The sequence below is a fragment of the Oceanobacillus phoenicis genome (genome assembly GCF_047238145.1).
Classification (GTDB): Bacteria; Bacillota; Bacilli; order Bacillales; family Amphibacillaceae; genus Oceanobacillus.
This window is the reverse complement of the sequence record NZ_JBDFME010000001.1, coordinates 2,146,276-2,173,270: the sequence shown is the minus strand read 5'-3', so window position 1 is coordinate 2,173,270 and position 26,995 is coordinate 2,146,276. Positions and strand designations below refer to the sequence as shown.

Sequence of the window (26,995 nt, the reverse complement as noted above, 5' to 3'; positions counted from 1 at the left end):
TCCTTTAACACCTTTATTTAATTGTTTCGTATTCCTTTTTTCGTTACATTTTAAATTTGGTATACTTTAACATATTACTAATACATAGGAGGTTTTATTGTGATTGGTCACTATAATAATATTTACCCCACGATTCACCCAACAGCATTCGTTGCAAAAAATGCTGTAATTAATGGAGATGTAGAGATTGATGAGGAAGTAAGTATTTGGTTCCATACAGTAATACGTGGTGATGTATCAAAAACAATTATTGGAAAGCGTACAAATATTCAAGATCTATGCATGCTGCATCAGAGTCCTGGGAAACCACTTATCATTGAAGATGACGTAACAGTTGGACATCAAGTAACGCTCCACTCTGCAATTGTTAGAAAAAAATCTTTAATTGGAATGGGATCTATCGTACTAGATGGAGCTGAAATTGGCGAGAATGCTTTTTTAGGTGCTGGGAGTCTTGTTCCTCCAGGTAAGAAAATTCCTGCTCATACCCTTGCGATGGGAAGGCCAGCAAAGATTGTACGAGAATTGACAGAAGAGGATTATAAAGAGATGGATCGTGTCAGAAATTCTTATGTGGAGAAAGGCCAATACTATAAAAGCAATACCGATATGGGAAGATAAAGTAAGACTTCATATAACTGAGTAAGGTCTTAGTCACCCATCTTATCATCTAGGGCTTTAACCTCATCGTCTTTAAGAGCGCGTTACTTGTGGGATAAATTCTAAAAGAGGATGAACCTTACCATTAATGAAATAGGTGTATACTCCTTAGGAACGACCACAAGTAGCCTGTAGTAATTTAAAACATTTTTTGGTTATTAATTCCCGATGGAGTTTCACCTATTTTTATCATTCATGAAGCCTGTTTCTTCTACTGTAATTCTTGTTTAATTGCAAAAGACTTTAATTTCTTTAACGCACGGTAAGATAATGACTTTGTCGTACCATATGGAATATCTAATTGTTCCGAAATTTCTTTGAAGCTTAAGGAGTAAAAAAAACGTAGCATAATAATAGATCTTTCTTTTTCGTTTAGGCGATTTAACAATTGCTCCACTGTAATTTTCAATGGTATATCCAAATCATAATAAGCTTTATTGGATACTTTTTCTGGTTCCATCACAATCATCTTTTTATTCTTTCTAATCGTATCAAGTGCACAATTAATGGTTATTTTCGTTATCCACGTCTTAAAATATTTCGGATTTCTTAACTCTGGTAATTTTTCATACGTTCGATAGGCAGTTTCTTGAATTACATCATTTGTATCACTAGAATTTTTTACATATGTATTTGCAATGCGATATAAATTTTTCTCATAACTATGAAATAAAGTCATAAATGATTCCTGATTCCCTTTTTGTGCTTCTTCTACAAGTTCAATGATACTACCACCTGCTTTGCAATGTATTATATAATATTTGTCATAATATCATATTAAGCAGTTTTGATTTTTCGTAAATTAGTAAACTTATCAGAAGAATTTAACATAATTTCATAATTTTAAGTAAAAACGTATGAAAGTTTTCCTGTATTTTAAGATAATATTATGAAATTCTGTTAAAAAATGATGTATAGTTGAAAAATAGTTATGAATTTGATAAGAAGGTTATAAGTCAAATGTTGGGGATTGAGACAAAAGTATTTAATAAAAAGAGAAATCAGAATGAATGGGTATGAAAACCCGCTTCAGAAATATACTGCGCTTATCCTAAGGCGGCTGATGAGCTACCGGTCGCTATGCAATCCGAATCCGGGGTCTCAACTAAACCTTCCTCCCACAAGAGTTTCCGTATATCATTTGTAAATAGCGACCTAAATACCATCGTTGCTTATTCGTTAACTTCGATTGCCTTTTATAAAATACATGTCGTATACAATTACATTTCTTACGATCATAATCATGAAATTCTCGCTGTACACGAATCCTCACTCTTTCTAAAGCCAAAGTCCAATAAATATATCTGGTAAAATGAAAACGATCAGCGATGAGAGACTCTCTCCAATTCCTACCTAATGTAATAAATACATTCTCGTACTTCCCTATCTAATATATTTCCTTCTTCCAACCCAGGTAATGTTATATTAGAATTCAATTGCACATATCTCCTTTTTGTTTGGTTTAGTAGTTTAAACAACGATAACTAAAATAGGAGATTGCGTGTTTTTTATAAATTAAATTTTTCCCTTACCCCAACAATTATTTTAAAGCCATAAAGAAAAACTATCACCTATAAAGATGATAGTTTTTCTTTATGCATTTATTTAGTTAAAGCAATAAGTTCTTCCGTTTTGTCTGTTTTTTCCCACGGGAATAAAATATCTTTTCGGCCAAAATGACCATATGCTGCAGTGTTTTTAAAGATAGGTTTTCTTAAATCAAGCATTCGAATAATACCTGCTGGACGAAGATCAAACAATTCACGAACGGCTTCTACCAAACGGTCTTCACTTACTTTCCCGGTTCCGAATGTATTAACTGCAATGGATACTGGTTGTGCCACACCAATCGCATAAGCTAACTGAACTTCACAAGATTTCGCAAGTCCTGCTGCTACAATATTCTTAGCAACATAGCGTGCAGCATATGCTGCAGAACGGTCTACTTTTGTAGCATCTTTACCACTAAAAGCACCTCCACCATGTCTAGCATACCCGCCATATGTGTCTACAATAATCTTTCTTCCGGTTAGGCCAACATCGCCTTGAGGACCTCCAATTACAAATCGACCAGTTGGGTTTATAAAGTATTTCGTTTTATCATCTAATAATTCATTAGGCACAACTGCTTGAATTACTTTTTCAACCGTATCTCTTTCAATTTGTTCATTTTGAATTTCTGAATGATGTTGCGTAGATATTACAATTGTATCTATACGTACAGGTTTGTCATTCTCATCATATTCAACCGTTACTTGTGTTTTACCATCTGGACGAAGATAATCCAGAATACCTTCTTTTCTAACATCCGCTAATCTTTTAGACAATTGATGTGCTAATGAAATTGGTAAAGGCATTAATTCTTCCGTTTCATCGCAAGCATAACCAAACATAAGCCCCTGGTCGCCAGCACCTATAGCATCAATTTCCTCTTCACTCATTTTTCCTTGTCTTGCTTCAAGTGCTTGGTTGACACCTCCAGCGATATCCGCAGATTGTTCATCAATAGCAGTTAATACCGCACATGTTTCAAAATCAAAGCCATATTTAGCACGTGTATACCCAATATTTTTCACTGTTTCACGTACAAGTGCAGGTATATCCACATAAGTAGATGTAGAAATTTCTCCTGATACAAGAACGAGTCCTGTAGTCACTGTCGTCTCACATGCAACCCTCGCATTCGGGTCTTTCTTTAAAATTTCATCTAAAATAGCATCTGATATTTGGTCAGACATTTTATCTGGATGCCCTTCAGTTACTGACTCTGAAGTAAATAAACGTCGATTTGCAGCCATAAGGCTAAACTCTCCTTTAATTATGTTGTTACGGATCTCTTTCTAACTTCTATCCTATTCAAAGTGCCAATAAAAGCACCTCGTCCTTACAAAAACGCGGTACCAAAAAATATAGATGAAAACAAAAAAACCTTCCCTTCATAACATGAGGAAAGGAAGAATTATGGCCTTTCGCTCTTATTGTTCAAGGAATTATATCCTTGCATCAGGTTAGCACCTTTTCACCATTGTGATGGTTGCTGGGCTTCATCGGGGCTGTCCCTCCACCAACTCTGAATAAGAGTATCCGTTCATGGTTAACATTAACGAAAGGTGAGTTATCTGTCAACTAATATAGGTCCTGTCACATCAAAAATAATAATGCATAAAATAAATCTCAATAATAGTATGGACTATTGTTTTTAATGTGTTATACTAATAATCAGATTTAGTAATAAGGTTCGTTAAGTAATTTAAACTACTATCACTAATAGTAAGGAGATTATACCATGAAAACCGTTGATAAATCTTATATGAAAGAACTTCAAACCAATCACGTTCACCATAATTTATCAGTAGCTCAACTCGTTGAAAAAATTCTGTACAGACAAGAAGGAATACTTACATCTACCGGAGCAATACGTGCCACAACAGGAACATACACTGGTCGATCTCCAGAAGATAAGTTTATTGTGAAAGATGAAGTTTCTGATCAACAAGTCAACTGGGGTAAAATTAATAAGCCTATTCAAGAAGAAGTATTTAATCAACTATTAACTAAAGTGATCACATATTTAAATGAGAAACAAGAAATATTTAAATTTCAAGGGTTCGCTGGATCTGACCACACCTATAGACTTCCTATTCAAGTTATTAATGAATATGCTTGGCATAATTTATTTTCTAGACAACTATTCATTAATCCAACAGAAGAGGAATTAGCCAAACATCAAGCAGAATTTACAGTTATTTCAGCTCCTGGATTTAAGGCTGATCCAGCTATTGATGGAACAAATTCGGAAACATTTATTTTGATTTCTTTCAAAAAAAGAATTGTACTTATTGGCGGTACGGAATATGCTGGGGAAATTAAAAAGTCAATTTTTTCGGTGATGAATTATCTATTACCTCAGCAAGATGTACTTTCCATGCACTGCTCTGCTAATGTTGGTCAAGAAGGTGACGTTGCCTTATTTTTTGGTTTATCAGGTACGGGGAAAACTACGTTATCCGCAGATCCTTATCGAAAACTAATAGGTGATGACGAACATGGTTGGAGTCCTAATGGCGTATTCAATATTGAAGGGGGATGTTATGCAAAATGCATCAATCTCTCAGAGGAAAAGGAGCCACAAATTTATAATGCGATTCGATATGGCTCGGTCTTAGAGAATGTCATTTTAGATGATAATAGCAGAGAACCAGATTACGATGATACATCGTTAACGGAGAACACCCGTGCTGCTTATCCTTTGGAAAATATAGATAACATTATTGATCCTAGTGTTGCAGGACATCCAAATACAATTATTTTCTTAACTGCCGATGCATCTGGAACGTTACCTCCAATCAGTAAGCTAACAAAAGAACAAGCGATGTATCATTTTCTAAGCGGATATACAAGCAAATTAGCGGGTACAGAACGTGGAATAACAGAACCAACAGCAACTTTCTCTGCTTGCTTTGGATCACCGTTCCTACCATTGGCTCCTTCTACTTATGCCGAAATGTTGGGGAAGAAAATTGACATGTTTGACACAAACGTATTTTTGATAAATACAGGTTGGACGGGAGGATCATATGGAGTAGGTGAACGCATAAAACTTTCTTTCACTAGAGCAATGGTCCACTCTGCATTAGAAGGAGAATTAAATTCTATAGAAACGATTAATGATGAAATTTTTGGATTGCAGATTCCTGCTCATGTTCCTGGAGTTCCTGATGAATTATTAATTCCTAAACAGACATGGGGAAACAAAGAAGCTTACACGAAAGAAGCACAATCACTTGCTTTAAAATTTCATGAAAACTTTAAGAAATTCACTTTAGCCAGTGAAACAATCAAGCAAGCCGGTCCTTTATTTAAAGGATAATCTTAAATTTGTTTACTCATCCCATTAAAGGATTTATATAAATGAGTGAAATATCCGTTCGATATATGCGAACAACCAGTCTCAATATGAGGCTGGTTTTTTCTTTTGAAGGATTCGTTTATCTCATGATACCTCAGTCCAGTTCGGTGTCTCTTAACGGTGAGAAATGCTTTTGACACATATTTATATTTGGGCGCATACACTATTTTTATAAATTTTATCACATTAGTTGAAAGGAACGGTGGATATGCGTAAGAAGGGTTTTATAATTAGTTTTGTCGCTGTTCTAATACTCTTGTCCGCTTGTAATCAAGAAACAACTACAAACATAAAATTAGCTGAAGTAACAAGGTCAATATTCTATGCTCCACAATACGTAGCTTTAGAAAAAGGTTTCTTTAAAGAAGAAGGATTAGAGGTAGATTTACAAACCACTTGGGGTGGAGATACAACAATGACTGCTTTATTGTCGGATGGAGCTGATATTGCATTAGTTGGGTCAGAAACATCAATGTATGTATACGCGCAAGACTCAAAAGATTATGCAGTTAACTTTGCTCAACTTACACAAACCGACGGGACATTTCTTGTAGCAAAAGAGGCAAACACAGATTTCACCTGGGAAGATCTTAAAGATAGTACTTTTCTTGGTCAACGCGTTGGCGGAATGCCACAAATGGTTGGAGAGTATGTATTAAAGGAAAATGGAATTGATCCCCATGGAGATTTGAACTTAGAACAAAATATTGACTTTGCAAATATAGCTGGAGCTTTTGCATCTGGAGATTATGATTATGTACAGTTGTTTGAACCAACTGCAAGCGTATTTGAAGCAGAAGGCCAAGGACACATTGTTGCTTCATTTGGAGAGGAGTCTGGAGCTGTACCCTATACCGTATTTATGACAAAACAAAGCTTTATGGAGGAAGAAGACGACGCAGTAGAAGCATTTACTAGAGCAATTTATAAGGCACAACAATGGGTAGATGAACATAGTGCCGAAGAAATAGCAGAAGTCATCGCACCGTATTTTGAAGAAACCGATATCGAAATGTTAGCTTCATCAATCGATCGTTATAAGTCTCAAGGTTCTTATGCTACAGATCCACTTCTTGATGAAGAAGAGTGGGATAACCTACAAGGAATTATTGAAGAAGCTGGTGAATTACCAGAAAATGTGCCCTATGAAGATCTTGTAAATACAGATTATGCAGAGCGTGTCATGTCAGAATAAAGAGGAGGAACTGTCTTGTCATTTCTGACACTTGAGCATGTAACCCATTATTACTTTGCAAAGGAATCGTATGTAAAGGCATTGGATAATATTTCTTTTACCATGAAAGAAGGAGAATTTGTATCTTTATTAGGTCCTAGTGGTTGTGGAAAATCAACACTGTTATCGATTATTGCCGGTATTATACCTCAGACGGAAGGCCAGGTACGTTTACAGCAGGAAGATTTAATCAAACAAAACCAAGCAATTGGTTATATGCTTCAACAAGATTATCTTTTCCCTTGGAAAACAATTATTGACAATGTGTTAATCGGACCAAAAATTCACGGTGTTATAACTAATGAGGTAAAACAAAATGCAATTACATTACTAAATGAAGTAGGGCTTAAAGATGTTGAATCAAAATACCCTTCTGAATTATCTGGTGGGATGAGACAACGCGTAGCATTGGTTCGAACCTTAATCAATGATCCAAAAATTTTACTATTAGATGAACCTTTCTCTGCTTTAGATTATCAAACAAAATTAAAACTGGAAGATCTCGTTTCCAACTTGCTAAAAACTTATAAAAAAACCGCAGTACTCGTAACACATGATATTGGAGAAGCTATCGCAATGAGTGACCGAATCATCTTATTGGATTCTCATCCTGGTTCCATTGCTAAAATATATGATGTGCCATTAGAACTTAGAGATGAAATGCCGTTTCACGTAAGAAAACACCCAAAATACCAATTATTATTCGATAAAGTGTGGGAACAATTAGAACAGAAAGATGATTCCTCACCATTAAGGGATGATGATCATGAATGACAAGCAACTGTTTATTAATTACCGTCAAGGATTGAAACGAGAAAGTAAAATCGTATTTACTTGGCAAATTTCCATTCTCATCATTTTAGTCGGTTTATGGGAAATCGCCAGTAGAATGTACTGGATAGACCCTTTGTTATTCAGTTCTCCTAGTAGAGTATTTCAATTAATTATTCAACGGTTCGCTAATGGTTCACTATTATCGCATATTCAGGTAACCCTATTAGAAACAATCTTAGGATTTCTGATTGGAACCATTGGGGGGATAGTAATCGCAACTTTATTGTGGTCCTCTAGACGCTTTGCACGAGTAATGGATCCTTATCTTGTTATTATGAATGCAATGCCTAAAGTTGCATTAGGTCCTATTCTCATTGTTGCATTAGGTCCTGGTTACCTTTCCATCATTGCCATGGGGTTCATTATTTCCGTTATCGTTACAACTCTAGTAGTGTATTCTGCTTTTAATGAGGTTGATCCGAACTATCAAAAAGTTATGCTTAGTTTTGGTGCAACTAGATGGCAATGCTTTAAAGAAGCTATCTTTCCTTCAGCATTACCAGCAATTATCTCTACGCTTAAAGTAAATGTCGGATTGTCTTGGGTCGGTGTAATTGTAGGGGAATACCTTGTTTCAAAACAAGGGTTAGGTTACCTCATCATCTATGGTTTCCAAGTATTTGATTTTACTCTAGTCATGTCTAGCTTAGTAATTATCGCTATTCTTGCAACAATTATGTATAAAGTGGTAGAGAAAATTGAAAATTTACTCATACGAAATAGAAGCGTGTAGCCCTTATAGCTTACGCGCTTCTATTATTTTTACTATAATGCGAAACTTCATTTAGTCGGGTTTTCTAATCTTCCCCAACGGAATGTTAGTACTACATGGACTTGACCTAAAGGCTCTTGAACGAAGGCATATCCCCTACCTCTAATGCTTTAGCCTCATAATTTTGAAGTACGGATATTACTTCCTGTTACATTAAGGATAAAAAGGTTGTTTTTATCCGCTTCATACAACTATGAAGTACATCATCTTTCATTATAAAACTATATCCTTTTCGTTTACGCACATTTTTCGGTATTACTGATAATAAGACTGGACCTTTCGTTTCGTAATAGGTTTCCTGTTCGGTTAACTTATGAATATTAGCAAAATATACATTTTTTATCACTGTATCATTTCTTCCATCCACTTTATATTGTCCAATATAATGTAGTGTTTCTACTGAACCACCGGTTTCTTCCATAACTTCTCGAACTGCGGCTTGTTCTGCTGTTTCTCCAGGCTCTACCTTTCCACCAGGAAATTCAATCCCTCGTTCCTTATGAGCAGTTAGTAACCACTTATCCTTATATCGACAGATAACCCATACGTGCTTTGGCTCTGTTGAAAACGGATGATCTAAAAATGATAATTGTACTGTATTATTATAGAAATCCTTAAATCTGTTCAACTCTTTCACTACTTTCTTTGATTGAAAATTACTGATATGTTACCTTAGAAATTTTCCAATCATGTTGAAACGTGAAATCCACTACCAATGTATACTCTCCTACCATTTTATTATAATTTTCTTGAGTTAATTGGATAGTATTTTCATCTTTTTTAATCATATCATAATCGTTTTCCTCTTGAAACCAAGATGGTGCATCCATAGGAATAATGTAGATACCGTCTTGTTTTTCTTCAAAGTAATACGATACAAACTCAAAAGCCAATGTCTCTGTCGTATATTGTTCAAATGCATGAATAAGTTCGTCTTTTGTTTGATAAGCTTGTACTTTATAATTGCTGTCTACTTCCTGTATTAAAGTATTCATTAAACCACTCATTTTTTCTGTAACAGTAGAATGATCTAATGTTGATAATTCTTTCTCTACTTGAACACTATTACTATGATTTTCAGCATTAACTACTTCTTCTTGATTAAATGCGGAGAGTACAATTAAACCTAAAGATGCAACTATACTAATTGCTAATAAGTAATACGTTTTTTTCCTCATATGTTATAATACTCCTCCCATAAGTTGAGTATAAGCTCTTAATATTCTATACCTTATTTTCTGATAAGCTAAACCTACAAAATGATTTATACTGTAGCCCAACGCTAAGTGGACTACAGTAAAATTCCTTTAAAGAAACGTAATTACTAATACACAATCCTTATAAATGCTTATCTGACAATATTCCCATAGATTGTATATGATTCTTGGTTTTTTCGTCACCTAACTCATATAATAATTGAAAAGTTTCCGTCATTGTATCGTCGTATATATCGTTCGGTTCATCGTTGTGGTATGGCATAAACGGAATATGAGCTCGTACAAAAGAATCAAAACTTGATTCATGTAAGTCTTCAAATTTCGATCGTAATAATGTAATCTCATCTTCAGTTGCATAAACAACAAAATCATCATTATTTTGATAACGAACTTGAGATATTTCACCCTCACCTACACTAATAAAATATTTTTGTTTATCCATTTCTAACACCTCCTAGTATATAATCTGTGTCTTTTTTGTTTAATTCATCCAAATAAAAAAAGAGTATCTAACTTATAAAAAGTAAATACTCTTATCATATTATCCATTTCGTATATCTTCATCTGGCAATCATCACGTCTCGAACTTATTTTCCTAGTCTATGACGTACAAGCTTATTTGCAGCATTTCTTGGAAGTTCATTAATTATATGAATTTCTTTTGGTCGTTTATACTTTGCTAAATATTTCTCTAGGTGTGCGTCAAGCACTTTCATTTCTATTGGTTTACTACATACAATATATGCAGCAGGGACCATACCCCATTCTTCATTAGGAATCCCCTTAACTCCTGCTTCTTCAATGCCATCTATTTGTACTAGCACATTCTCTATTTCAGAAGGATAGATATTTTCTCCACCGGAAATAATTAAATCATTTCGTCGATCAACAACATATAAATACCCTTGTTCATCTAAATACCCCATATCTCCAGTGTGCAGCCAGCTATTTTCAAACACTTTATCGTTAGCCTCTGTTCGCTTATAGTAACCCCGTGTAACCATCGGACCTCTCACAATAATTTCTCCAATTTGATTTGGTTCGTTTTTATTGTGGTCTATTTTAAGCTGAGCCGGAAAAAGTGGTTTGCCCGCTGAACCAATCTTTTTTAAAGCATCTTCTGGAGTTAATGTAACGATTTGTGAAGATGTCTCTGTCATACCATATGACTGAAATACTGGTATATTACGTTCTTTTGCTTCTTCTAATAATGATTTAGGAGCCGGACCACCGCCGAGAAGCATACAACGAAAATCATACGGGTAATGATTATTTCCTAGTCGCTTTATTAAGCGTTGCACCATTACAGTAACCACGGAGACTATCGTAACATTACGATTCATAATAGCATCATGAACCTTTTCTACATCGAACTTTTCTAACACATAGATTGGCATTCCATAAATCACGCTTTTTAACATGGTTGACAAACCACTTACATGAAAGAGAGGTAAGGGTATTAACCATTTATCATTCTCATGTAATCCTAAATTCAGTACTGAACTAGTTGCGCTCCACCAATGATTGCCATATGTTTGCTGAACAGCTTTGGGAAATCCAGTGGTTCCAGAAGTATACATCATTGTGAATATATCATCTAAACAAATTTCTTCGTTTAACATTATACTGTTTTGTTTTTCCGATACAGATTCTAGCTCGTTATAACTAATTTTTTGGACTTCAAATTCGCTTTTTGTGAAAGATTCGGAAGTTATAATCAACGTAGAATCAGAATCAATGAGTTGTTGATTTAATTCGTTTATTGTCAGCTTCGTATTTAATAAAACCACTACCGTACCTAAATAACTACATGCATAAACGGTTTGAATCATTTCAACACAATTCGTAGACAGGATAGCAATGTGATCGCCTTGTTGCAAACCAAGATTTGCTAGTTTTTTTGCATAGGATTGACTACGATGAAATAATTCAAGATATGAAATAGAATTCCCATCCTCAAACTCAATCGCGTTTTTATCAGGGGATAGATCTGCCCGTTTTGTTAGCCAATGTGGAGTGGTTTCACTCATAATATTCTCTCCAATCTTCTTCACTATACGATAAAGAAACCCTTGCTCACGCGGAACAAAGGTTTTCTTCATACTATTACTTCTTAAGGAAAACGTGGGAATTGTTTAAAGTTAGGTTTTCTTTTTTCTTTAAACGCATCGCGACCTTCTTTGGCTTCGTCCGTTGTATAATACAATAATGTTGCGTCTCCACCAAGTTGTTGCAGGCCAGCTAAGCCATCTGTATCTGCATTAAATGAAGCTTTTAAGAAACGTAAGGCGGTTGGAGATTTTTCTAGAATTTCTTCACACCACTGGATGGTTTCTTCCTCAAGTTTTTCTAGTGGAACAACCGTATTTACAAGTCCCATTTCATAAGCTTCTTCTGCATTATATTGACGACATAGGTACCAGATTTCACGTGCGCGTTTATGCCCAACTAGACGTGCTAAATAACCAGCTCCATATCCAGCATCAAAGCTACCTACTTTTGGACCAGTTTGACCAAATATAGCATTGTCCGCGGCGATTGTTAAGTCACAAACTACATGTAATACATGACCTCCACCAATTGCGTAACCAGATACCATTGCAATTACTGGTTTTGGTATCGTACGAATAAGTCGTTGTAAATCTAAAACATTCAAACGCGGAATCTCATCAGACCCAACATAACCTCCGTGTCCACGTACCGATTGATCTCCACCTGAACAGAAAGCTTTTTCACCTTCTCCTGCTAATACAATAACACCGATAGAAGAATCATCACGTGCATCAATAAATGCATCAATCATCTCTTTTACTGTTAAAGGTGTAAAAGCATTACGTTTTTCAGGACGATTAATGGTTACTTTTGCAATACCATTATATTTTTCATAAATTATTTCTTCATAGCTATTTACCTTTTGCCATTCTACAGACATATATATGCTCCTTTCAAGCAACAAAATTATGTAGCGATTGGGTTTCTATTTAGAAACTCTTCTACTATTTTACCAAAGATTTGAGGATTTTCCACATGAACTGCATGACCAACGTTTTTACATACAGTTAATTCTGCATTTGGAAATTTCTCTGTCATATTTTTGTTTATATTTACAAATTTCGAATCTTTTTCTCCTACTACTAATAAAACCTTCATACGCATTTGTTCTAATTCATTCCAAAACGACGGCTGTGCGCCAGTTCCCATAGAACGAAGTGAATGTACCAATCCATCTGGTTGATGAGAAAGACGTTCGTTTCTAATTTGCTGCTGTTTCTCTTCAGAGAGTTCCTTCTGTGATAAAAACAAGGAAATATCTTGCCAATAATTAACAAATTGTACTATACCATATTGTAAAATATAGTTTGCTAACAACTCATCATTTTGTTGTCGCTGAATTTGCTCTAATTTAGAGAATAATCCAGGGGAAGCACTTTCTAAAATTAAGGATTGGACCATATCAGGAAATTCATTAGCAAAGTGAATTGCAGTACGTCCTCCCATGGAATAACCAACTAAATGGAATTTCTTTATATTCATTTCAATTAACTGTTCTCTGAGTTGCTTACAACATGCCTTCATTGAGGTTAGAGAATATCCCTGCGATCGGCCATGTCCTGGAAGGTCAAATAAAATTAATTGATATCCGTTAAAAAAAGGCTTTAATGATTCCCAAGTTTGGCGTGTCCCTGTAAATCCATGTAACATCACTAGCGGTTCACCATCACCGACTATTTCACAGTATAATTCTTTATCTTCCAAATCTAATCATCCTTTAAAATAGCTTTCTTAATGGATTGCCATTTTGCTTGATGCCATAGAACATTTTGTTCACGATCCGTTTTCACTTCAATAATGGATAGCCCATCAAGTTGATAACTTTCATATAAAGCTACTTTTAATTGTTCCTCCGTGTTCACATGATTGTAATTTGCTTCATACAGTTTCGCCACCTGTTCAAACGATAAATCCATTGGAGTACCAAATAAAGCTTCAAAATGTCGTTTATCTTCCGCCTGTGGCAAGAAGGAAAAAATTCCACCACCATTATTATTTATTAACACAATTGTAATTGGTAATTTATAATGTTTTGCAGCAAATAACCCGTTCATATCATGAAATAATGATAAGTCCCCAAGTAATAATGTAACCCTTTCATGATCTGCAGAGGCACCTACTCCACTCGAAACCATTCCGTCAATGCCGTTAGCACCGCGATTCGCCAATATTTTTATTGATTTTGGTGAAGTCATATAAAACGTGTCAACGTCCCGAACTGCCATGCTGTTCCCAACATACAAAGTACTTCCGTCTGGAATTACTTCAGCTATACCTCGAACGGCTTCTCCTTCAGTTATTTGCTCTTCGACACCTTCTAATAGATAATGCTTAGCAATTTGGTTCATTTCTTGCCATTTCTTTAACCATTTAATGGACACATCTTGATTCTCCGACATTTGATAAAGTTGTTCGCAAAATATTGTGGGTTCAGCAAATAAAAATGTTGCTTGATTAGAAGAATGATCTCGAACTCCCTCAGTGGGCTCGATTACGTATTGCTGTACATCAGCATTTTCCATAACATAAAATAAATAAGCTTTAGAAACAGGCATGGCTCCAAACCGAATAATATAATCTGGTTTTAAAATTTGTCTGATTTCTGGTTCTCTTAGAAAAGCATCGTATCCATCAATAACATTATCCTTATGATGCTTTCCCGTTCTCAATTGTGATAAAGGATCAGCAATTACGGGAATTCCCCACTTCCCAGCTAATGAAGTGACTGCATACGCAAATTTAGCATCTGTCTGTGGACCACATACAAACAACCCTTTTTTATTTGGGCCCAGTTGCTCAATTAACATTTGCAATTGATCTGTCGTTAATTGTTTCGTTCCCTCTTGCATGATATTTTGTTTAATGTAACTGTTAGTACTCCAAATAGAATTCAATGAAAAATTAGGAGTTAGAGGTTCGCGTAAAGGGAAGTTTAAGTGGACAACTCCAGGATTCCCTTCCTCTGCAACGTGTTTCGCATGAGATGCTTTATTACGAACATAATGCAACATTCTATCTGTTGCTTCTGGCAAAGCCATTTCATGAAACCATTTTGTATAATCACCATACATTTTTATTTGTTCAATCGTTTGAGGAGCTCCAATATGTCTCAGCTCATGCGGACGATCAGCTGTTAAAACAAGAAGTGGTACACGACTATAGTGCGCCTCCACTACTGCCGGATAATAGTTTGCTGCTGCTGTTCCTGACGTACATACTACCGCTACTGCACGATTTGATTTCTTCGCTAATCCTAAAGCGAAAAAAGCAGCCGAACGCTCATCCACGATAATCCACTCTTTTATGGATGGATGCTCTGTAAATACAAGAGCAAGTGGTGTAGAACGAGATCCAGGAGAAATCACCACATCTGTCACACCACTTTTTGCTAATTCATCTACAAAATTCGCGACATAGCGCGTTAACTTTTCTGTATAATCCATCGTCTATCCTCCTAAAACAGAGAGCATTGGCATCAATTTAATATTTGTTTCTTCATATTCACTCACTGGATCTGAATCTGCGACAATTCCGCAACCTGCAAAAAGTGATGCCTCAGTTTCTTGAATCATAGCAGAGCGTATAGCTACAGCAAACTCACCGTTATTATTACTATCTATCCAACCAATTGGAGCACCATACCAACCTCTGTCTAACTGTTCATTTTTTCTAATAAAGGACATAGATTCTTTTCTAGGTGTTCCACCTAAAGCTGGAGTTGGATGAAGTTCCTCTAAAATAGAAAAAATACTATTGCTATTCATTAATTTAGCCGTTACAGGTGTATAAAGATGTTGTAATGTCTTATACATATACACCTGTGGTTCACTAGGAATATCTACATCAGTACAGTATCTTTCAACAGCTTTCCTAATCATTTGAACAACATATTCATGTTCTTTTCGATTCTTCGGATCTGTAAAAAGCTCTTCAGCAATTTTCTGGTCTTCTTTTGTTGTTTCCCCTCTAGGTGCAGTGCCTGCGAGACACGTAGAAAACAACTTATTTCCTTCCACTTTAACAAGACGTTCAGGAGTAGCTCCCACAAAACAATCGTTGTCAATCTCATAGGCAAAAATATAACTATTCGATTGCGTTTCTACAAGTTTTCTTATAATCGAAGGAATATCTGCTCGTTTATCAAAACGCAAGCGAATCTCTCTTGCCAATACAATCTTATTGGTAATGGAGGTCTTCATTTCTTCTGTTGCTTTTTGAACAGTCTGCATCCATTGTTGTGGATCTACTTCTTTCTTTTCGATCATTTTTACATCTTTCCCCGAAAAATTCGACTTCCCTAACAAATAAGACTCTATTTCTTGGTACTCTTCCATTAGTTGAAAACCGTGATCGTTTGTATGCAGATACATATTGAAAGTTAAATAAAATTCATTGTCTACGTTTGTAACCATGATTTGAGGTATGGTTAATTGACCATCTGGAAAATTCCTCCACAAGCTTGTTGATTCTTTTTTAGGATCAAATGCAAAACCACCTAATCCTACTATTCCTGTTCCTTGCTTTTCAAAAGGATTATGGATAACTGCTTTTTTTAACAACTCATTCCATTGATTTTCTATTGATTGATAACGTTGGCCATCCGCTTGTATGGTAACTGCCTGTCCAGCGCCAAGTATGGTTATGTCGTTTGAATTACTCGACCAGAAACTTCTTGATAATTTTCGATCTCCTGCTAATTGCAAAAAAGAATATATACTAGGCTTGTTAATTTTTTTCGTGTAACTAAACAACTTAGCCTGATTTTCAGATAACATTTCATTAATTACTTTATCAATATGTGTTGCTAGTTGTTTTTCTTCTATTTCAATCATTCCTATGAACCCCCGACATAATATCGTAAATTAATTATATCCTTCCTTATTTTATGCTCTTTTTACGAGTTTCTCAAGAAAAGCCTATTATTTCTAAAAAATTCCTATTTATAACATACATTGACACCTTCTTAACCTTTCCATAAAATTAATATGATATAGAAGAATCAGGAGGCTATCTTCAATGCAATCAAAAGATACATCAAACATGAAAAAACTATTAAATGAACGTGAAGGATTTCACGTTTGGTGGCGACTACTTCGTCCACATACGTTAACCGCATCATTTGTACCTGTTTTTGTAGGTACGATGATCGCATTTAATGAAGGTAGCATTAACTGGTTGGTTTTTACAGCAATGTTATTAGCTTCATTATTAATTCAATCAGCTACAAATATGTTTAATGAGTATTATGACTTTATTAGAGGGTTAGATAATGACCAATCTGTGGGAATTGGCGGATCTATTGTACGAGATGGTATAAATCCAAAACATATTCGAAATTTAGCATTCTTGTTTTATGGTATATCTATATTGATAGGAATATACATTTGCATGATGTCTAGTTGGTGGATTGCAATTATTGGTTTATTTTGTATGATAATTGGTTATTTATATACTGGAGGCCCTATTCCAATTTCATATACTCCATTTGGAGAATTATTCTCTGGAGTATTAATGGGATCCGTTATAATCGGTATCACTTACTATATTCAAACAGGAACGATAACTTCGGAAATGGTTTGGATTTCCATTCCCATAACTATCTTTATTGGCTGTATCAATTTTGCAAATAATATCCGAGATCGTGAAGGAGACAAACGTGGTGGCAGAAAAACAATTGCTGTCCTGATTGGAAAGGAACGGTCCGTAGCACTTCTTGGGACATTAATGGCATTAGCGTATATGATGACATTATTATTTATCTTAATCGGATTCCTTCCGTATTGGTCCATCATCACTTTCTTAAGTGCTCCAAAAGCATACGGAGTTATAACCAAATTCCGTGGCAAGAAAACATCGATTGAAATGATGCCTGCAATGGGAGCTACCGCAAAAACAAACACGATGTACGGCATGTTATTAGGGCTGTCATTACTTATAACAGCATTGTTATAACTTTGAAAGGATGGGACTATGACAAATAAATTAAGCAAGGATAAGTTGAATTATTTTAAAAAGAAGTTAGAACAAATGAAAGAGGAGTTAGAAGAAAAACAAGATAACAATACTAACTCTGATGAACTCGCAAATTATGATAATCATCCAGCAGACCTAGGTACAGAACAGTTTGAAAAGCAACGAGATGCTGGTCTTAATCTAATGAGAGAAGATGAATTACAAGAAATTAACGATGCATTACAAAGGATTGAAGATGGCACTTATGGGATTAGTGAAAAATCAGGTGAACCTATTCCAGAAGAGCGCTTAGAAGTAATGCCCACGGCACGCCTTTTAGTATCAGAGGAAGAGGAAAGTAATTAAAAAATATTGCGCTTATGCTGAAAAAAAGCTTCGCTACCAATATGGTAACGAAGCTTTTTAATTTATTTTATAGAAAACCTTGTTTGTTGTTGTTGAAGCCATGCATGCAGTTTTATAAATAAAGGAATAAATAATACTGCAATAAACACACCTTTTAACATATTAAATGGTAATACACCTGCTATAACAGATATCCACTTAACTTGATTCGACATCTCCCATCCCATAAACCAACCATACGCTGGTAAAATTAGATAGTAATTTAGAATACTCATTCCAACTGCCATCACAATCGTTCCAATAACTAACCCCGTGATTAAGCCTTTTATCCCTTTAATTCGGTGATAGATCATAGAAACTGGTACAACTAACATTACACCTGCAATAAAATTAGACAGAACACCGATTGGGTCTCCAGATCCGGAGACTGCAAGATATAATAAATTTTTAAAACCAACTACTACAATTCCAGCTATTGGTGAAAAAATCAATGAAGCTATCAAAGCAGGTACATCACTAAAGTCTACTTTTAAATATGGTGTCGGTAAAAACGGTAAAGGAAAATTAATAAAAAATAATACCAATGAGATTGTACTTAATAACGCAATGATAATTAACTTTAATAGATTGTTCCTTTTGGATTTTTGCATCTGTGTCTCCTCCATCAGTTCATTCGACTCCGATCTTGTGATGAAGGACGATAACCTGTTTTGCATTACATTAAAAACCCTAGAGCGAGGCCCTAGGGTTTGAATACATCGTCAAATAATGCACACAAAAATCGTGTAACACAAAACATGATCGACATCTTCTCCCATCCAGACTATAACTGTCGGTACTGGAATCTAACCAGATCAACCACATAACGTATGCAGCTCGCGGACTTTACCGCCGGTCGGGAATTGCACCCTGCCCCGAAGATTGGAATCGAATATTTATTTGTTAGAAACTATTATACATTCACTTTGAATTTTTGGCAAGTCTATTTTTTTGGGATGAAGTCAGTATCAATGCTACCGTAATTGCTGAAATACCAGCTGATAGCTTTCCAATAATCATCGCAGTCACCATGGATGATTCTATACCTGCAACAAAACCTAAATGACCACCAAATACAAATGCACCACTCACTGCAAATGCTACATTCATAACCTTTCCGCGTTCATTCATTTGAGGTAACAAGGCTAGCATAGGAATCACATGAGCTACAGATGCTATTAGTCCTGTCGTTGCAGCGGAATTTATTCGTAAACTCTCACCAATCTTTTGTAAATGTTTTGAAGCAAGCTTTGTAATTGCTGCAACAAGCGGAAAAGCTCCAGCTAACACAATTGCGATTAAGCCAACTATTTGAATACCTTCTTCTAAAGGTGCTAACCCCGGGATAACTGTAATTTTAGTAATGGTTTCAATACCAATCGCTAATAATCCAATTAATGCAATTGTTGTCACTGTTTTACCTAACCAATGAAATAGTATAATCATCTTGTCAGCAAAAAATAGTAATCCTATTAAAATAAAAATTGAGAACACAATAGGAATAATAAGATTTCTAATCATCATCGACCAGTCAAAACCAGCATAAAATCCTCCCATTAAGCACCCAAAGGGTATTGTACTAACCCCAATCATAATACCTTTCGCAAAATAAGCTTGATCTTGTTTTTTTATCATACTGAGGGCAACCGGTATGGTAAATGAAATCGTTGGTCCGAGCATTGTTCCTAAAAATACCCAAGCAAATAATGCTGCCTCATTACTTTCAGCCATTTGTTCTGCAAGTGCTTGTCCACCCATATCTAATGCTAATATTGTATTCGCGAATGTAGCTGGATCTGCCCCAATCCAATTATATATAGGAGTTACAATTGGAGTTAATATATTTGCGATTACAGGAGCTAAAGAGACAATTCCTACAATTACTAATGCCAACGTCCCCATAGACGTAATTCCTTCTTTAAATTTCTCGCCCAAACCGAAGCGATTACCAGCTAAATAATCAATTCCACCTAAAAATAAAAATACTGCTAATATAAGCATTATAATTTCGTTTATATTCATATGATTACCCCTTATGTATCCATAAAATATGATTACTCGAACTCAGCTTACACTATATCAAATATGGGGTAAACATTTAGAAAAGAAAAAAGTCTGTAGGAAAGGAATTTCTTCCTTCTCTACAGACTTTTATTATTATAAACAAGCGATTACTATTCTTCTAGATTAATAAATAGTTTTCCTTCAGCTTGTTCTCTTGTTTCATTGCCGAAACTATCTTTTGCAATAACTTCAATAACTGCACCATCCGCAACTGCATTACTCGTAGCTGTCCAATAACCAACATACTTACCTTCTGAAACTTCCATCATTGGAAGTTCAGTTGCATTTGTAAGTCCTAGGTTCGTTAATGGCATATGAATAACATATGTTGCGCGCAGGCCTGGCTCAGCTTCAAACTCGATTTTCACACTTTCCCCGGCACTGAGATGAACATCCTCTGTCGGAGTTACATTTTCAATTTCAGGAGCAGTGTAATCCGTTTCTATAGTGACAGATTCAGTCGTTGTATTTCCTGCCAAGTCAGTAGCAACAACTTCAATTGTATTTTCACCTTCATCAAGTAAAATACGTTTAGAATAAGCTCCATCTTCTACGGATGCTTCTTGTCCATTAACTTCGACATAGTCTAAGTTTTCATCTGTAACTACACCTTCGACTGTCACTGTTTCACGATTTAACTTATCACCATCTGCAGGATTATCAATCGTTAATTCTGGTGATTCAGTATCAAGAGTAACTGTTACAGTATCCGATTCTCCTACAACCACATCATTCATAATCGTTTGAGCTTGAAGTTCGTTTGCACCTTCTGTTAAGTCAACTGAAATAGAGAACTCTCCACTATCTCCAACTTCCGTAGCACCTATTTCTTCACCATTATTTACAAGTTGAAGCGTCGTCGTTGGTGAAGCTGTTCCTTCTACAGTTAATTCTGATTCATTTGTAATATAATCTTCTGCAGGAGTAGTAATAACCGGATCATCAACACCGTAAGCTACTCGAGCACGAATCATATAGTTACCCTCAATTGCAGGAGATGCAGACCATGCTCCACCCACACTTTGGTAGCTTCTTCCTGCATTTGGACCATTTTCATCCGTAGCAAGTCCTGGTACATTAGGGTTGGCTGCAGTTTGAACATATACCATGTAGAAGTCCCCTTCTACTTGAATTGCATGTTCAGATAAATCAACTACAGTCCATTCATCAAGGCTTCGAATTGCTTCTGCTTCTACAGGACCGGCAATACGCTCACCAGGAGCACCATCTGGGCCACTCGCATCCCATACTTCGACTGCAAATTCTGTTCCGCCTGGATTAGGGAAGTCTGTACCGTGGAATTGGAACACACCATCAGTAACAATTGCAGATTCTCTGTCTTCATCTAAGGACATTTTTACTGCCCATTTGTTTCCTGCATCATAAAAAGCACGAGCATTTTCAGCAGTACCATCATCATAACCGATTTCTCCACCAGGAACGGTATAGAATGGTTCTAATGAGACATTAACTTCAGCATCTTGACCATCCAAGTCAACTTCAACCTCTGTTGGATGATATCCTTGAGCTAACACTTTTATCGTGTAAGTTCCTTCGTATGCTGTCAACGAGAAGTTACCATCCGCATCAGTTTCTACTGGTGCAATATTTGCATCCTCGACTAAAATTACCGTAGCACCTTCTACTCCTTCACCAGTATCTTCATCTGTTACTGCACCAGTGACAGTATATTGGTCTATTTCTTCTAAAGTAAAGTCAGCTGTAGTAGTTGCATCATCTTCAATAGATACAGATTGTTCTGCAGAATGAAAACCATATGCTTCTGCAACTGCAGTATAATCACCAGCAGCGTGCATAATAGAATAAGAACCGTTTGCTGGGTCTGTATTTACTGATCTACCCGTTTCTAAAATATTTACTGTCGCACCTATAGGTAATAGTGTTGGATTAATTGATTCTTCTTTATTATCCTTTTTCACTATTGGCATAGCAGGTGTGATTTTATTCGGATCAACTTTTTCCTTCTTCGTTACGTCTTTTTCAACTGCAACGTTAGATTCTTTCTGATCGATTGTTAATGCATTTGATCCTTTTACTTCTTTTAAGCCAACTGTATTCGATACAGAAGTGTCGGATAATCCAACATCATCAATATACCAACCATCTCTTAATACACTACCGTCTGTATCAAGATTAAAACCGATATATACTCGTTGACCACTATATTCTGATAAATCCAATTCTACTTGTTGCCAACCATCAGACACATTTGTGATTCGCAACAATTGAGTCCAGTTTTCTTGGTCTGTAGAAATAAATACATGACCATAATCCCAGTTATTTTCAATATTAAACCAATGTTGGAACTGTAAATACGATTCACCTTCTGGAAGATCAATAGGTGGCATTACTAGTGTGCTATTTTCATTGTTTGTATACTGTCCTTCGGTATTTGTTGCATATACATAATCTCCAGAATAAGCTTCTCCTGGTCCAGAAGTTGGCTCTCCTCTGTTCCAACTAGCGTTATCACCAGTTATTAGCCACCCTGATGGATTGGACTCGAAATCAGTGAAATAACCTACACCAATGCCAGGTAACACAGATAACGAATATTCATCTGTTGTTACTTCATTCCCTCCAAAGTCATTAATAACAAAGTGATATGAGAATGAATCTCCAGTAATACTATCACCAGGGATAGTTACCGCATACTCTCCAGATTTGTAATCACCAGATACTCTTTCTGCTACTAATGTTTCATCCCCAAATACAACATCTACAGAAGAAACACTGATATTATCCGAAACGTCAATAGTTAATGGTAAGTCCATTCCTTCATACGTTTCCACTGGAGCTTCGTGTTCATAAGTAGGAGCTTCGTTATCTTCTCCTTCTTTTGTAACTTGTCCTTCTAGAGTACCCAATCCAGATACTACAGAAGAAACAGCATCATGAGCATTAACAAGTCCATAACCATACCCCATATTCGGAGAATCAGGGAACGAGCCATCAGTTAGTGGTTGAGCAGTATTTAAGAGAATTTCCTCTAAATCATCCACTGACAAGCTTGGATCTGCTTGTATTAATAAAGCAACTGCCCCAGAAACCGCAGGCCCAGCCATTGACGTTCCGTTCCATCCACCTTCATACCCGCCACCAGGTACAGAAGAACGGATATTTACACCAGGTGCCGAAATATCAGGTTTAACATCTCCTTCATACGGAGAAGGCCCCTGTAATGAGAAGGATGCCAAGCTATCATTTATATCCGTTGCACCAGTTGCAAATGATTCTGGGTAGTTAGCTGGAACTGCAACAGATCCAGGTCCACCAGGATTAAATAATGTTGTATTACCAGCAGAGAATTCAGGGAAGATTTCCGCTGCTCTCCAAGCAATTACAACATCACGATACCATTCATCTAATCCAGGTCCGCCCCCCCAAGAATTATTAACAACGTCAGGTGCCATTGATGCATCTCCACCAGGAGCAAGAATCCACTCTGCAGCATCTAACAAATCAGCATCGGTACCACCAGCTGCAGTAAATGCTTTTACAGCGATCCACTGAGCACCAGGAGCAACACCTACTTGGTTAGCGCCATCTGGCTCACTACCAACCATCGTACCAGTTACATGTGTACCATGACCTTGGTCGTCATAAGGTGTTTCCTGACCAGCAGTTGCATCATACCAGCTATAGGTATGATCAACTTCACCGGAAGCCGGGTCATATCCACGATATTTTTCTTCTAATGCAGGGTGATCAAATTGTGCACCAGTATCAATACTAGCTACAACAACACCAGAACCATCAAATCCCATGTTCCAAGCAGCTGGAGCTCCAACTCTATCAACGTTCCACTCTACATTAGCCACATCTGATTTTGGTGTTTCTGCATCCTTATCTACGGTCGTATATAATTCACGCGTTTCGTTCGGAAGTATCTTTTCTACTTCTGCAAATGTAGCGACTTTTTCTGCAACTTCTTTCGTTGCTGTTACCGCGATACCGTTGACAATATGATAAGATTTGAGATCTTTTGCATTCCCTTTTTCAACTTCAGATTCTAAATATTCAATCACTTCTGCTTGAGAATCGATAGAAGTTGCTTTCAACTCTGAAATTACTGCAGAACGTTGAATATGTTCCAATTTAGCTGATGATAAACTCGCTTTCTCTGCAGTACTTTTTGCTTCTTTAGCAACTTTTTCTACATCTGCTTTTTCATTGAATTTAACAAGGAATGTCACCTTTTCATCATCTTTAAAGTTTTTCATCAAACGGTCACTGACTTTAGCTTCAGTAACTTGATTTGAATCATTTAAAGAAATACTAGTTTTCCCACTTTCTGCATAAGATAGTCCAGGTGTAATTAGAGATAACGTCATTGCTACTGTAGCAACAAGACTAAACGCTTTTGTCTGACGCCTTTTCTTTTTCCTCAAATCTTTTCCTCCCCTCATTTTTGAACAAGTTGCATAAAATCGACGGTTTGTTTTATAAAGAAACAACACTTCCCCCTTTTTCTAAATTGTCGATGGTATGCGTGTTATGTGTAAGTGGTTCTTGCTGTTAATGCAAGTATAGTAAATGAAAGGAATGATTTTTGTCGATTTGAGTCGAATCAAATCAGAATATTCTAAATTGATAGAAATGTAGTATTTTTTCACTGAAAAATACACAGACTTTTTCACTATAATTAGATAGAAAAACCTTATTTTCTTTATTAATAGAAAAACAACAGATTACAAAAATGAAACAGAGGTACTATGTAATGTTACATTTAAATGTAACATTTTTCTAAAAAGTAGAAATTTAATCGTAAAGTAACAGAAATCACATTAAAACTAGTGACGTTTATATTAGATAATAATTTGATTTTTTCTTTTATAGTTCATTATATTCATAGATAAATATTAAGAGATATCTCTATTCGTAGATATCTTATCGCTTTATTTTACAAATGATTACAATTTATTTCTGAAATATATCAGTTTTGTATCTTCAGCTATAGGTATTTGATAAGCTCACTATTCAGATCCAATAGTTAGTTTGGGTAAAAATATAGGTAGTTTCTTTTACAAATGAAATTTCTAGCAATTTAACCTAATCACCCGTTCCCGTTATATGCGGATAAAAGAATACTCTCCCGAAGTAGATATATCTACTTCGGGAGAGTATTCTTTTACAGGTTAATTTTTGACTAAATTAATCTTCTAGTGGATTTAAACTTTCATTACCCGAAAGGTTGGTTAACATGGATACCATTAACTGAACTTCTTCTTCCATATCCTGTTTACTTGCAGTTTCGACAGGTGAATGCATGTAACGCAATGGTAAAGAAACCAATGATACAGGAACACCTTTACCAGTAAGTCGCATTCGATCTGCATCCGTTCCTGTCATACGTGGTGTTAGTTCGTATTGAACTTTGATATTCGCTTCTTTAGCTGCATTCTCCAGCCAATGATTTATTTTACGATTAATCGGTGCACCTTTTGCTAAAACAGGTCCACCTTCTAAATATACTTCGCCATATTTTTCTTTATTAACTTTCGGGTAATCTGTTGCAAAAGTGACGTCAACGGCAATCGCCATCGTTGGCTCAATACCAGCTGCAGCGAAATAGGCTCCACCCATATTTGTTTCCTCATTAACCGTGCTAACCGCATAAACACCAATAGGAAGTTTTTTTTCAGATAAGAGGCGTATTACTTCTGCTACCATAAATGCTCCTGTACGATTGTCTAAACCTCGCCCTGCAATATATCTGTCTTGCAATAACTCTGGCTCTGTTTTATAAACAGCAAGATCACCAATCTGTACATTTTTAATTGCTTCTTGTTTAGAAGTAAAGCCACAATCAATAAATAATTCTTCTAAATCAAAATCACCTTTTAGTCCTCCATGATGTTGTGCATTGACTCCTATAACTCCTGTGATTTTCTTTTGATACCCTAGTACTTCCACTCTCATACCGACTGCAGCTTTTGGATTGATCCCCCCCATTTTATCAATGTAGAGAAATCCTTTATCATCAATTCGATTTATAACTAACGCAATCTCATCACAATGACCGGCTAATAATACTTTGAATTCCGCTTCTGGATTTAATACTGCAATCGCATTGCCAGCATTATCTGTACGCACTTCGTCAGCATAGTTTGTAACATATTCCATCCATTTCTTTTGAATTTCCATTTCCATACTTGACGGAGAGGGGGTTTTTAGTAAATCCATTAAAAAATCATACTGTAATTTTCCCAATTGATTGTCCTCCTTAAATAATGAAAGCATTGATTTCTAGGCACTTTAGTTTACCATCCGTAAATTAATGGGTACACTAACTATATCAAATTATGTAAATGAGGTGTACAAACATGCAGTTAAATGACTGGTATAATGATGGTATGTCTGTGGATGACTATATCGAGTCAATGACGGTTCATAAAGAAAGTCTCTTACATATCTATGACCATTTTCAGTTACCTAAAGAATTACCACTTGTTGATCAATCCCTTCGTATCATCGTTTTAACAGAAGATTGGTGTGGGGATGCTATGCTTAATATTCCTATACTTTTACGTGTTGCAGAAGAAAATGACATGTCAGTACGTATATTACTACGAGATGATAATCTCGAATTAATGGATCAATATTTAACAAACGGAAAATCACGCTCAATTCCTATCTTTATTTTTATCGATGAAGATGGAAAAGAAGTAGCTAAGTGGGGACCACGTGCAGAAAAAATCCAAGAATTTGTAGATAATGCACGGGAACAACTCCCTCCAAAAGAAGCAACTGACTTCGAAGAAAAGCAGAAAGAAATGCTTCTTTTCCTAACAAAATCATATCGAGATAATCAAGATATGTGGAATACTGTCTACAATAGTATTAAAAATACGTTAGTATAAACAACTCCCCAC

Annotated in this window: 22 protein-coding genes, 1 pseudogene and 2 riboswitches; of the genes and pseudogenes, 8 read left to right on the top strand and 15 right to left on the bottom strand. The window is 35.9% G+C overall.

All coding sequences use genetic code 11. The features are described 5' to 3' along the window. Positions 1 to 99 precede the first annotated feature (99 nt). Positions 100 to 621 (top strand): gamma carbonic anhydrase, encoded by a 522-nt coding sequence (locus ABC346_RS10770; protein ID WP_413234840.1) that lies wholly within the window; start codon positions 100 to 102, stop codon positions 619 to 621. A 250-nt stretch (positions 622 to 871) separates the two neighbouring features. Here ABC346_RS10770 and ABC346_RS10765 read toward each other — a convergent pair whose 3' ends face one another. From ABC346_RS10765 to metK, 3 genes and pseudogenes are all read right to left on the bottom strand, one after another. Beyond that, positions 872 to 1,339, bottom strand: a complete 468-nt coding sequence (locus ABC346_RS10765) for a sigma-70 family RNA polymerase sigma factor (RefSeq protein WP_413234839.1) — start codon at positions 1,337 to 1,339, stop codon at positions 872 to 874. 459 nt (positions 1,340 to 1,798) lie between these two features. After that, positions 1,799 to 1,993 (bottom strand): annotated as a pseudogene (locus ABC346_RS10760) (transposase); the annotation flags it as partial. A 268-nt stretch (positions 1,994 to 2,261) separates the two neighbouring features. Beyond that, entirely contained in the window at positions 2,262 to 3,458 is a 1,197-nt protein-coding gene (metK, locus tag ABC346_RS10755) for a methionine adenosyltransferase (protein WP_413234838.1), read from the bottom strand. Between the two features lie 174 nt (positions 3,459 to 3,632). Next, a riboswitch (SAM riboswitch) is annotated at positions 3,633 to 3,741 on the bottom strand. Between the two features lie 205 nt (positions 3,742 to 3,946). On the opposite strand from metK, the gene pckA reads away from it, so the two are divergent. From pckA to ABC346_RS10735, 4 genes are all read left to right on the top strand, one after another. After that, on the top strand, positions 3,947 to 5,530 hold the full coding sequence (gene pckA, locus ABC346_RS10750; RefSeq protein ID WP_413234837.1) for a phosphoenolpyruvate carboxykinase (ATP): 1,584 nt from the start codon (positions 3,947 to 3,949) through the stop codon (positions 5,528 to 5,530). Positions 5,531 to 5,777: 247 nt separating this feature from the next. Further along, the gene (locus tag ABC346_RS10745; RefSeq protein ID WP_413234836.1) at positions 5,778 to 6,764 is read left to right on the top strand and encodes an ABC transporter substrate-binding protein; all 987 of its coding nucleotides are present in this window, start codon (positions 5,778 to 5,780) and stop codon (positions 6,762 to 6,764) included. A gap of 15 nt (positions 6,765 to 6,779) precedes the next feature. After that, positions 6,780 to 7,577: an ABC transporter ATP-binding protein gene (locus ABC346_RS10740; protein ID WP_413234835.1), complete on the top strand. Its 798-nt coding sequence runs from the start codon at positions 6,780 to 6,782 to the stop codon at positions 7,575 to 7,577. Next, entirely contained in the window at positions 7,570 to 8,370 is an 801-nt protein-coding gene (locus ABC346_RS10735; protein ID WP_413234834.1) for an ABC transporter permease, read from the top strand. Before ABC346_RS10740 ends, ABC346_RS10735 begins: the two co-directional genes overlap by 8 nt. A gap of 187 nt (positions 8,371 to 8,557) precedes the next feature. On the opposite strand, the gene ytkD is transcribed toward ABC346_RS10735, so the two are convergent. The 8 genes from ytkD to ABC346_RS10695 all read right to left on the bottom strand — a co-directional run bounded on the left by ytkD (position 8,558) and on the right by ABC346_RS10695 (position 16,510). After that, positions 8,558 to 9,037 carry an RNA deprotection pyrophosphohydrolase gene (ytkD, locus tag ABC346_RS10730; RefSeq protein WP_413234833.1) on the bottom strand — a complete coding sequence of 160 codons (480 nt, stop codon included), beginning with the start codon at positions 9,035 to 9,037 and terminating at the stop codon, positions 8,558 to 8,560. A gap of 28 nt (positions 9,038 to 9,065) precedes the next feature. Continuing rightward, positions 9,066 to 9,587, bottom strand: coding sequence for a hypothetical protein (locus tag ABC346_RS10725; RefSeq protein ID WP_413234832.1), 522 nt, complete (start codon positions 9,585 to 9,587; stop codon positions 9,066 to 9,068). 160 nt (positions 9,588 to 9,747) lie between these two features. Further along, entirely contained in the window at positions 9,748 to 10,068 is a 321-nt protein-coding gene (locus ABC346_RS10720) for a hydrolase (RefSeq protein ID WP_413234831.1), read from the bottom strand. A 145-nt stretch (positions 10,069 to 10,213) separates the two neighbouring features. After that, entirely contained in the window at positions 10,214 to 11,656 is a 1,443-nt protein-coding gene (locus ABC346_RS10715) for an o-succinylbenzoate--CoA ligase (protein ID WP_413236546.1), read from the bottom strand. 83 nt (positions 11,657 to 11,739) lie between these two features. After that, positions 11,740 to 12,558: a 1,4-dihydroxy-2-naphthoyl-CoA synthase gene (gene menB / locus ABC346_RS10710; protein ID WP_413234830.1), complete on the bottom strand. Its 819-nt coding sequence runs from the start codon at positions 12,556 to 12,558 to the stop codon at positions 11,740 to 11,742. Between the two features lie 26 nt (positions 12,559 to 12,584). Beyond that, the gene (gene menH, locus ABC346_RS10705) at positions 12,585 to 13,382 is read right to left on the bottom strand and encodes a 2-succinyl-6-hydroxy-2,4-cyclohexadiene-1-carboxylate synthase (RefSeq protein WP_413234829.1); all 798 of its coding nucleotides are present in this window, start codon (positions 13,380 to 13,382) and stop codon (positions 12,585 to 12,587) included. A 2-nt stretch (positions 13,383 to 13,384) separates the two neighbouring features. Further along, positions 13,385 to 15,121 (bottom strand): 2-succinyl-5-enolpyruvyl-6-hydroxy-3-cyclohexene-1-carboxylic-acid synthase, encoded by a 1,737-nt coding sequence (menD, locus tag ABC346_RS10700; protein WP_413234828.1) that lies wholly within the window; start codon positions 15,119 to 15,121, stop codon positions 13,385 to 13,387. A 3-nt stretch (positions 15,122 to 15,124) separates the two neighbouring features. Next, entirely contained in the window at positions 15,125 to 16,510 is a 1,386-nt protein-coding gene (locus tag ABC346_RS10695; protein WP_413234827.1) for an isochorismate synthase, read from the bottom strand. A 184-nt stretch (positions 16,511 to 16,694) separates the two neighbouring features. Here ABC346_RS10695 and ABC346_RS10690 point away from each other — a divergent pair, with 184 nt between their 5' ends. Beyond that, positions 16,695 to 17,630: a 1,4-dihydroxy-2-naphthoate polyprenyltransferase gene (locus ABC346_RS10690; RefSeq protein WP_413234826.1), complete on the top strand. Its 936-nt coding sequence runs from the start codon at positions 16,695 to 16,697 to the stop codon at positions 17,628 to 17,630. An 18-nt stretch (positions 17,631 to 17,648) separates the two neighbouring features. Next, on the top strand, positions 17,649 to 17,996 hold the full coding sequence (locus tag ABC346_RS10685; protein ID WP_413234825.1) for a TraR/DksA C4-type zinc finger protein: 348 nt from the start codon (positions 17,649 to 17,651) through the stop codon (positions 17,994 to 17,996). A 62-nt stretch (positions 17,997 to 18,058) separates the two neighbouring features. On the opposite strand, the gene ABC346_RS10680 is transcribed toward ABC346_RS10685, so the two are convergent. From ABC346_RS10680 to ABC346_RS10665, 4 genes are all read right to left on the bottom strand, one after another. Beyond that, on the bottom strand, positions 18,059 to 18,646 hold the full coding sequence (locus ABC346_RS10680; RefSeq protein WP_413234824.1) for an ECF transporter S component: 588 nt from the start codon (positions 18,644 to 18,646) through the stop codon (positions 18,059 to 18,061). 152 nt (positions 18,647 to 18,798) lie between these two features. Further along, positions 18,799 to 18,922: riboswitch (FMN riboswitch) on the bottom strand. Between the two features lie 34 nt (positions 18,923 to 18,956). Further along, positions 18,957 to 20,057, bottom strand: a complete 1,101-nt coding sequence (gene eutH, locus ABC346_RS10675) for an ethanolamine utilization protein EutH (protein WP_413234823.1) — start codon at positions 20,055 to 20,057, stop codon at positions 18,957 to 18,959. 152 nt (positions 20,058 to 20,209) lie between these two features. Beyond that, positions 20,210 to 24,529, bottom strand: coding sequence for a S8 family serine peptidase (locus tag ABC346_RS10670; protein ID WP_413236545.1), 4,320 nt, complete (start codon positions 24,527 to 24,529; stop codon positions 20,210 to 20,212). Between the two features lie 745 nt (positions 24,530 to 25,274). After that, complete coding sequence (locus tag ABC346_RS10665) at positions 25,275 to 26,333, bottom strand: M20/M25/M40 family metallo-hydrolase (protein WP_413234822.1); 1,059 nt, start codon at positions 26,331 to 26,333, stop codon at positions 25,275 to 25,277. Positions 26,334 to 26,446: 113 nt separating this feature from the next. Here ABC346_RS10665 and ABC346_RS10660 point away from each other — a divergent pair, with 113 nt between their 5' ends. After that, the gene (locus tag ABC346_RS10660) at positions 26,447 to 26,983 is read left to right on the top strand and encodes a thioredoxin family protein (RefSeq protein ID WP_413234821.1); all 537 of its coding nucleotides are present in this window, start codon (positions 26,447 to 26,449) and stop codon (positions 26,981 to 26,983) included. Positions 26,984 to 26,995 lie beyond the last annotated feature (12 nt).

Coding starts and splice junctions, on each gene's coding strand:
- ABC346_RS10765 (WP_413234839.1), bottom strand. CDS start 1,339: ATGACTTTATTTCATAGTTATGAGAAAAATTTATATCGCATTGCAAAT.
- metK (WP_413234838.1), bottom strand. CDS start 3,458: ATGGCTGCAAATCGACGTTTATTTACTTCAGAGTCAGTAACTGAAGGG.
- pckA (WP_413234837.1), top strand. CDS start 3,947: ATGAAAACCGTTGATAAATCTTATATGAAAGAACTTCAAACCAATCAC.
- ABC346_RS10745 (WP_413234836.1), top strand. CDS start 5,778: ATGCGTAAGAAGGGTTTTATAATTAGTTTTGTCGCTGTTCTAATACTC.
- ABC346_RS10735 (WP_413234834.1), top strand. CDS start 7,570: ATGAATGACAAGCAACTGTTTATTAATTACCGTCAAGGATTGAAACGA.
- ABC346_RS10725 (WP_413234832.1), bottom strand. CDS start 9,587: ATGAGGAAAAAAACGTATTACTTATTAGCAATTAGTATAGTTGCATCT.
- ABC346_RS10720 (WP_413234831.1), bottom strand. CDS start 10,068: ATGGATAAACAAAAATATTTTATTAGTGTAGGTGAGGGTGAAATATCT.
- ABC346_RS10715 (WP_413236546.1), bottom strand. CDS start 11,656: ATGAGTGAAACCACTCCACATTGGCTAACAAAACGGGCAGATCTATCC.
- menB (WP_413234830.1), bottom strand. CDS start 12,558: ATGTCTGTAGAATGGCAAAAGGTAAATAGCTATGAAGAAATAATTTAT.
- menD (WP_413234828.1), bottom strand. CDS start 15,121: ATGGATTATACAGAAAAGTTAACGCGCTATGTCGCGAATTTTGTAGAT.
- ABC346_RS10695 (WP_413234827.1), bottom strand. CDS start 16,510: ATGATTGAAATAGAAGAAAAACAACTAGCAACACATATTGATAAAGTA.
- ABC346_RS10690 (WP_413234826.1), top strand. CDS start 16,695: ATGCAATCAAAAGATACATCAAACATGAAAAAACTATTAAATGAACGT.
- ABC346_RS10685 (WP_413234825.1), top strand. CDS start 17,649: ATGACAAATAAATTAAGCAAGGATAAGTTGAATTATTTTAAAAAGAAG.
- ABC346_RS10680 (WP_413234824.1), bottom strand. CDS start 18,646: ATGCAAAAATCCAAAAGGAACAATCTATTAAAGTTAATTATCATTGCG.
- eutH (WP_413234823.1), bottom strand. CDS start 20,057: ATGAATATAAACGAAATTATAATGCTTATATTAGCAGTATTTTTATTT.
- ABC346_RS10670 (WP_413236545.1), bottom strand. CDS start 24,529: ATGAGGGGAGGAAAAGATTTGAGGAAAAAGAAAAGGCGTCAGACAAAA.
- ABC346_RS10660 (WP_413234821.1), top strand. CDS start 26,447: ATGCAGTTAAATGACTGGTATAATGATGGTATGTCTGTGGATGACTAT.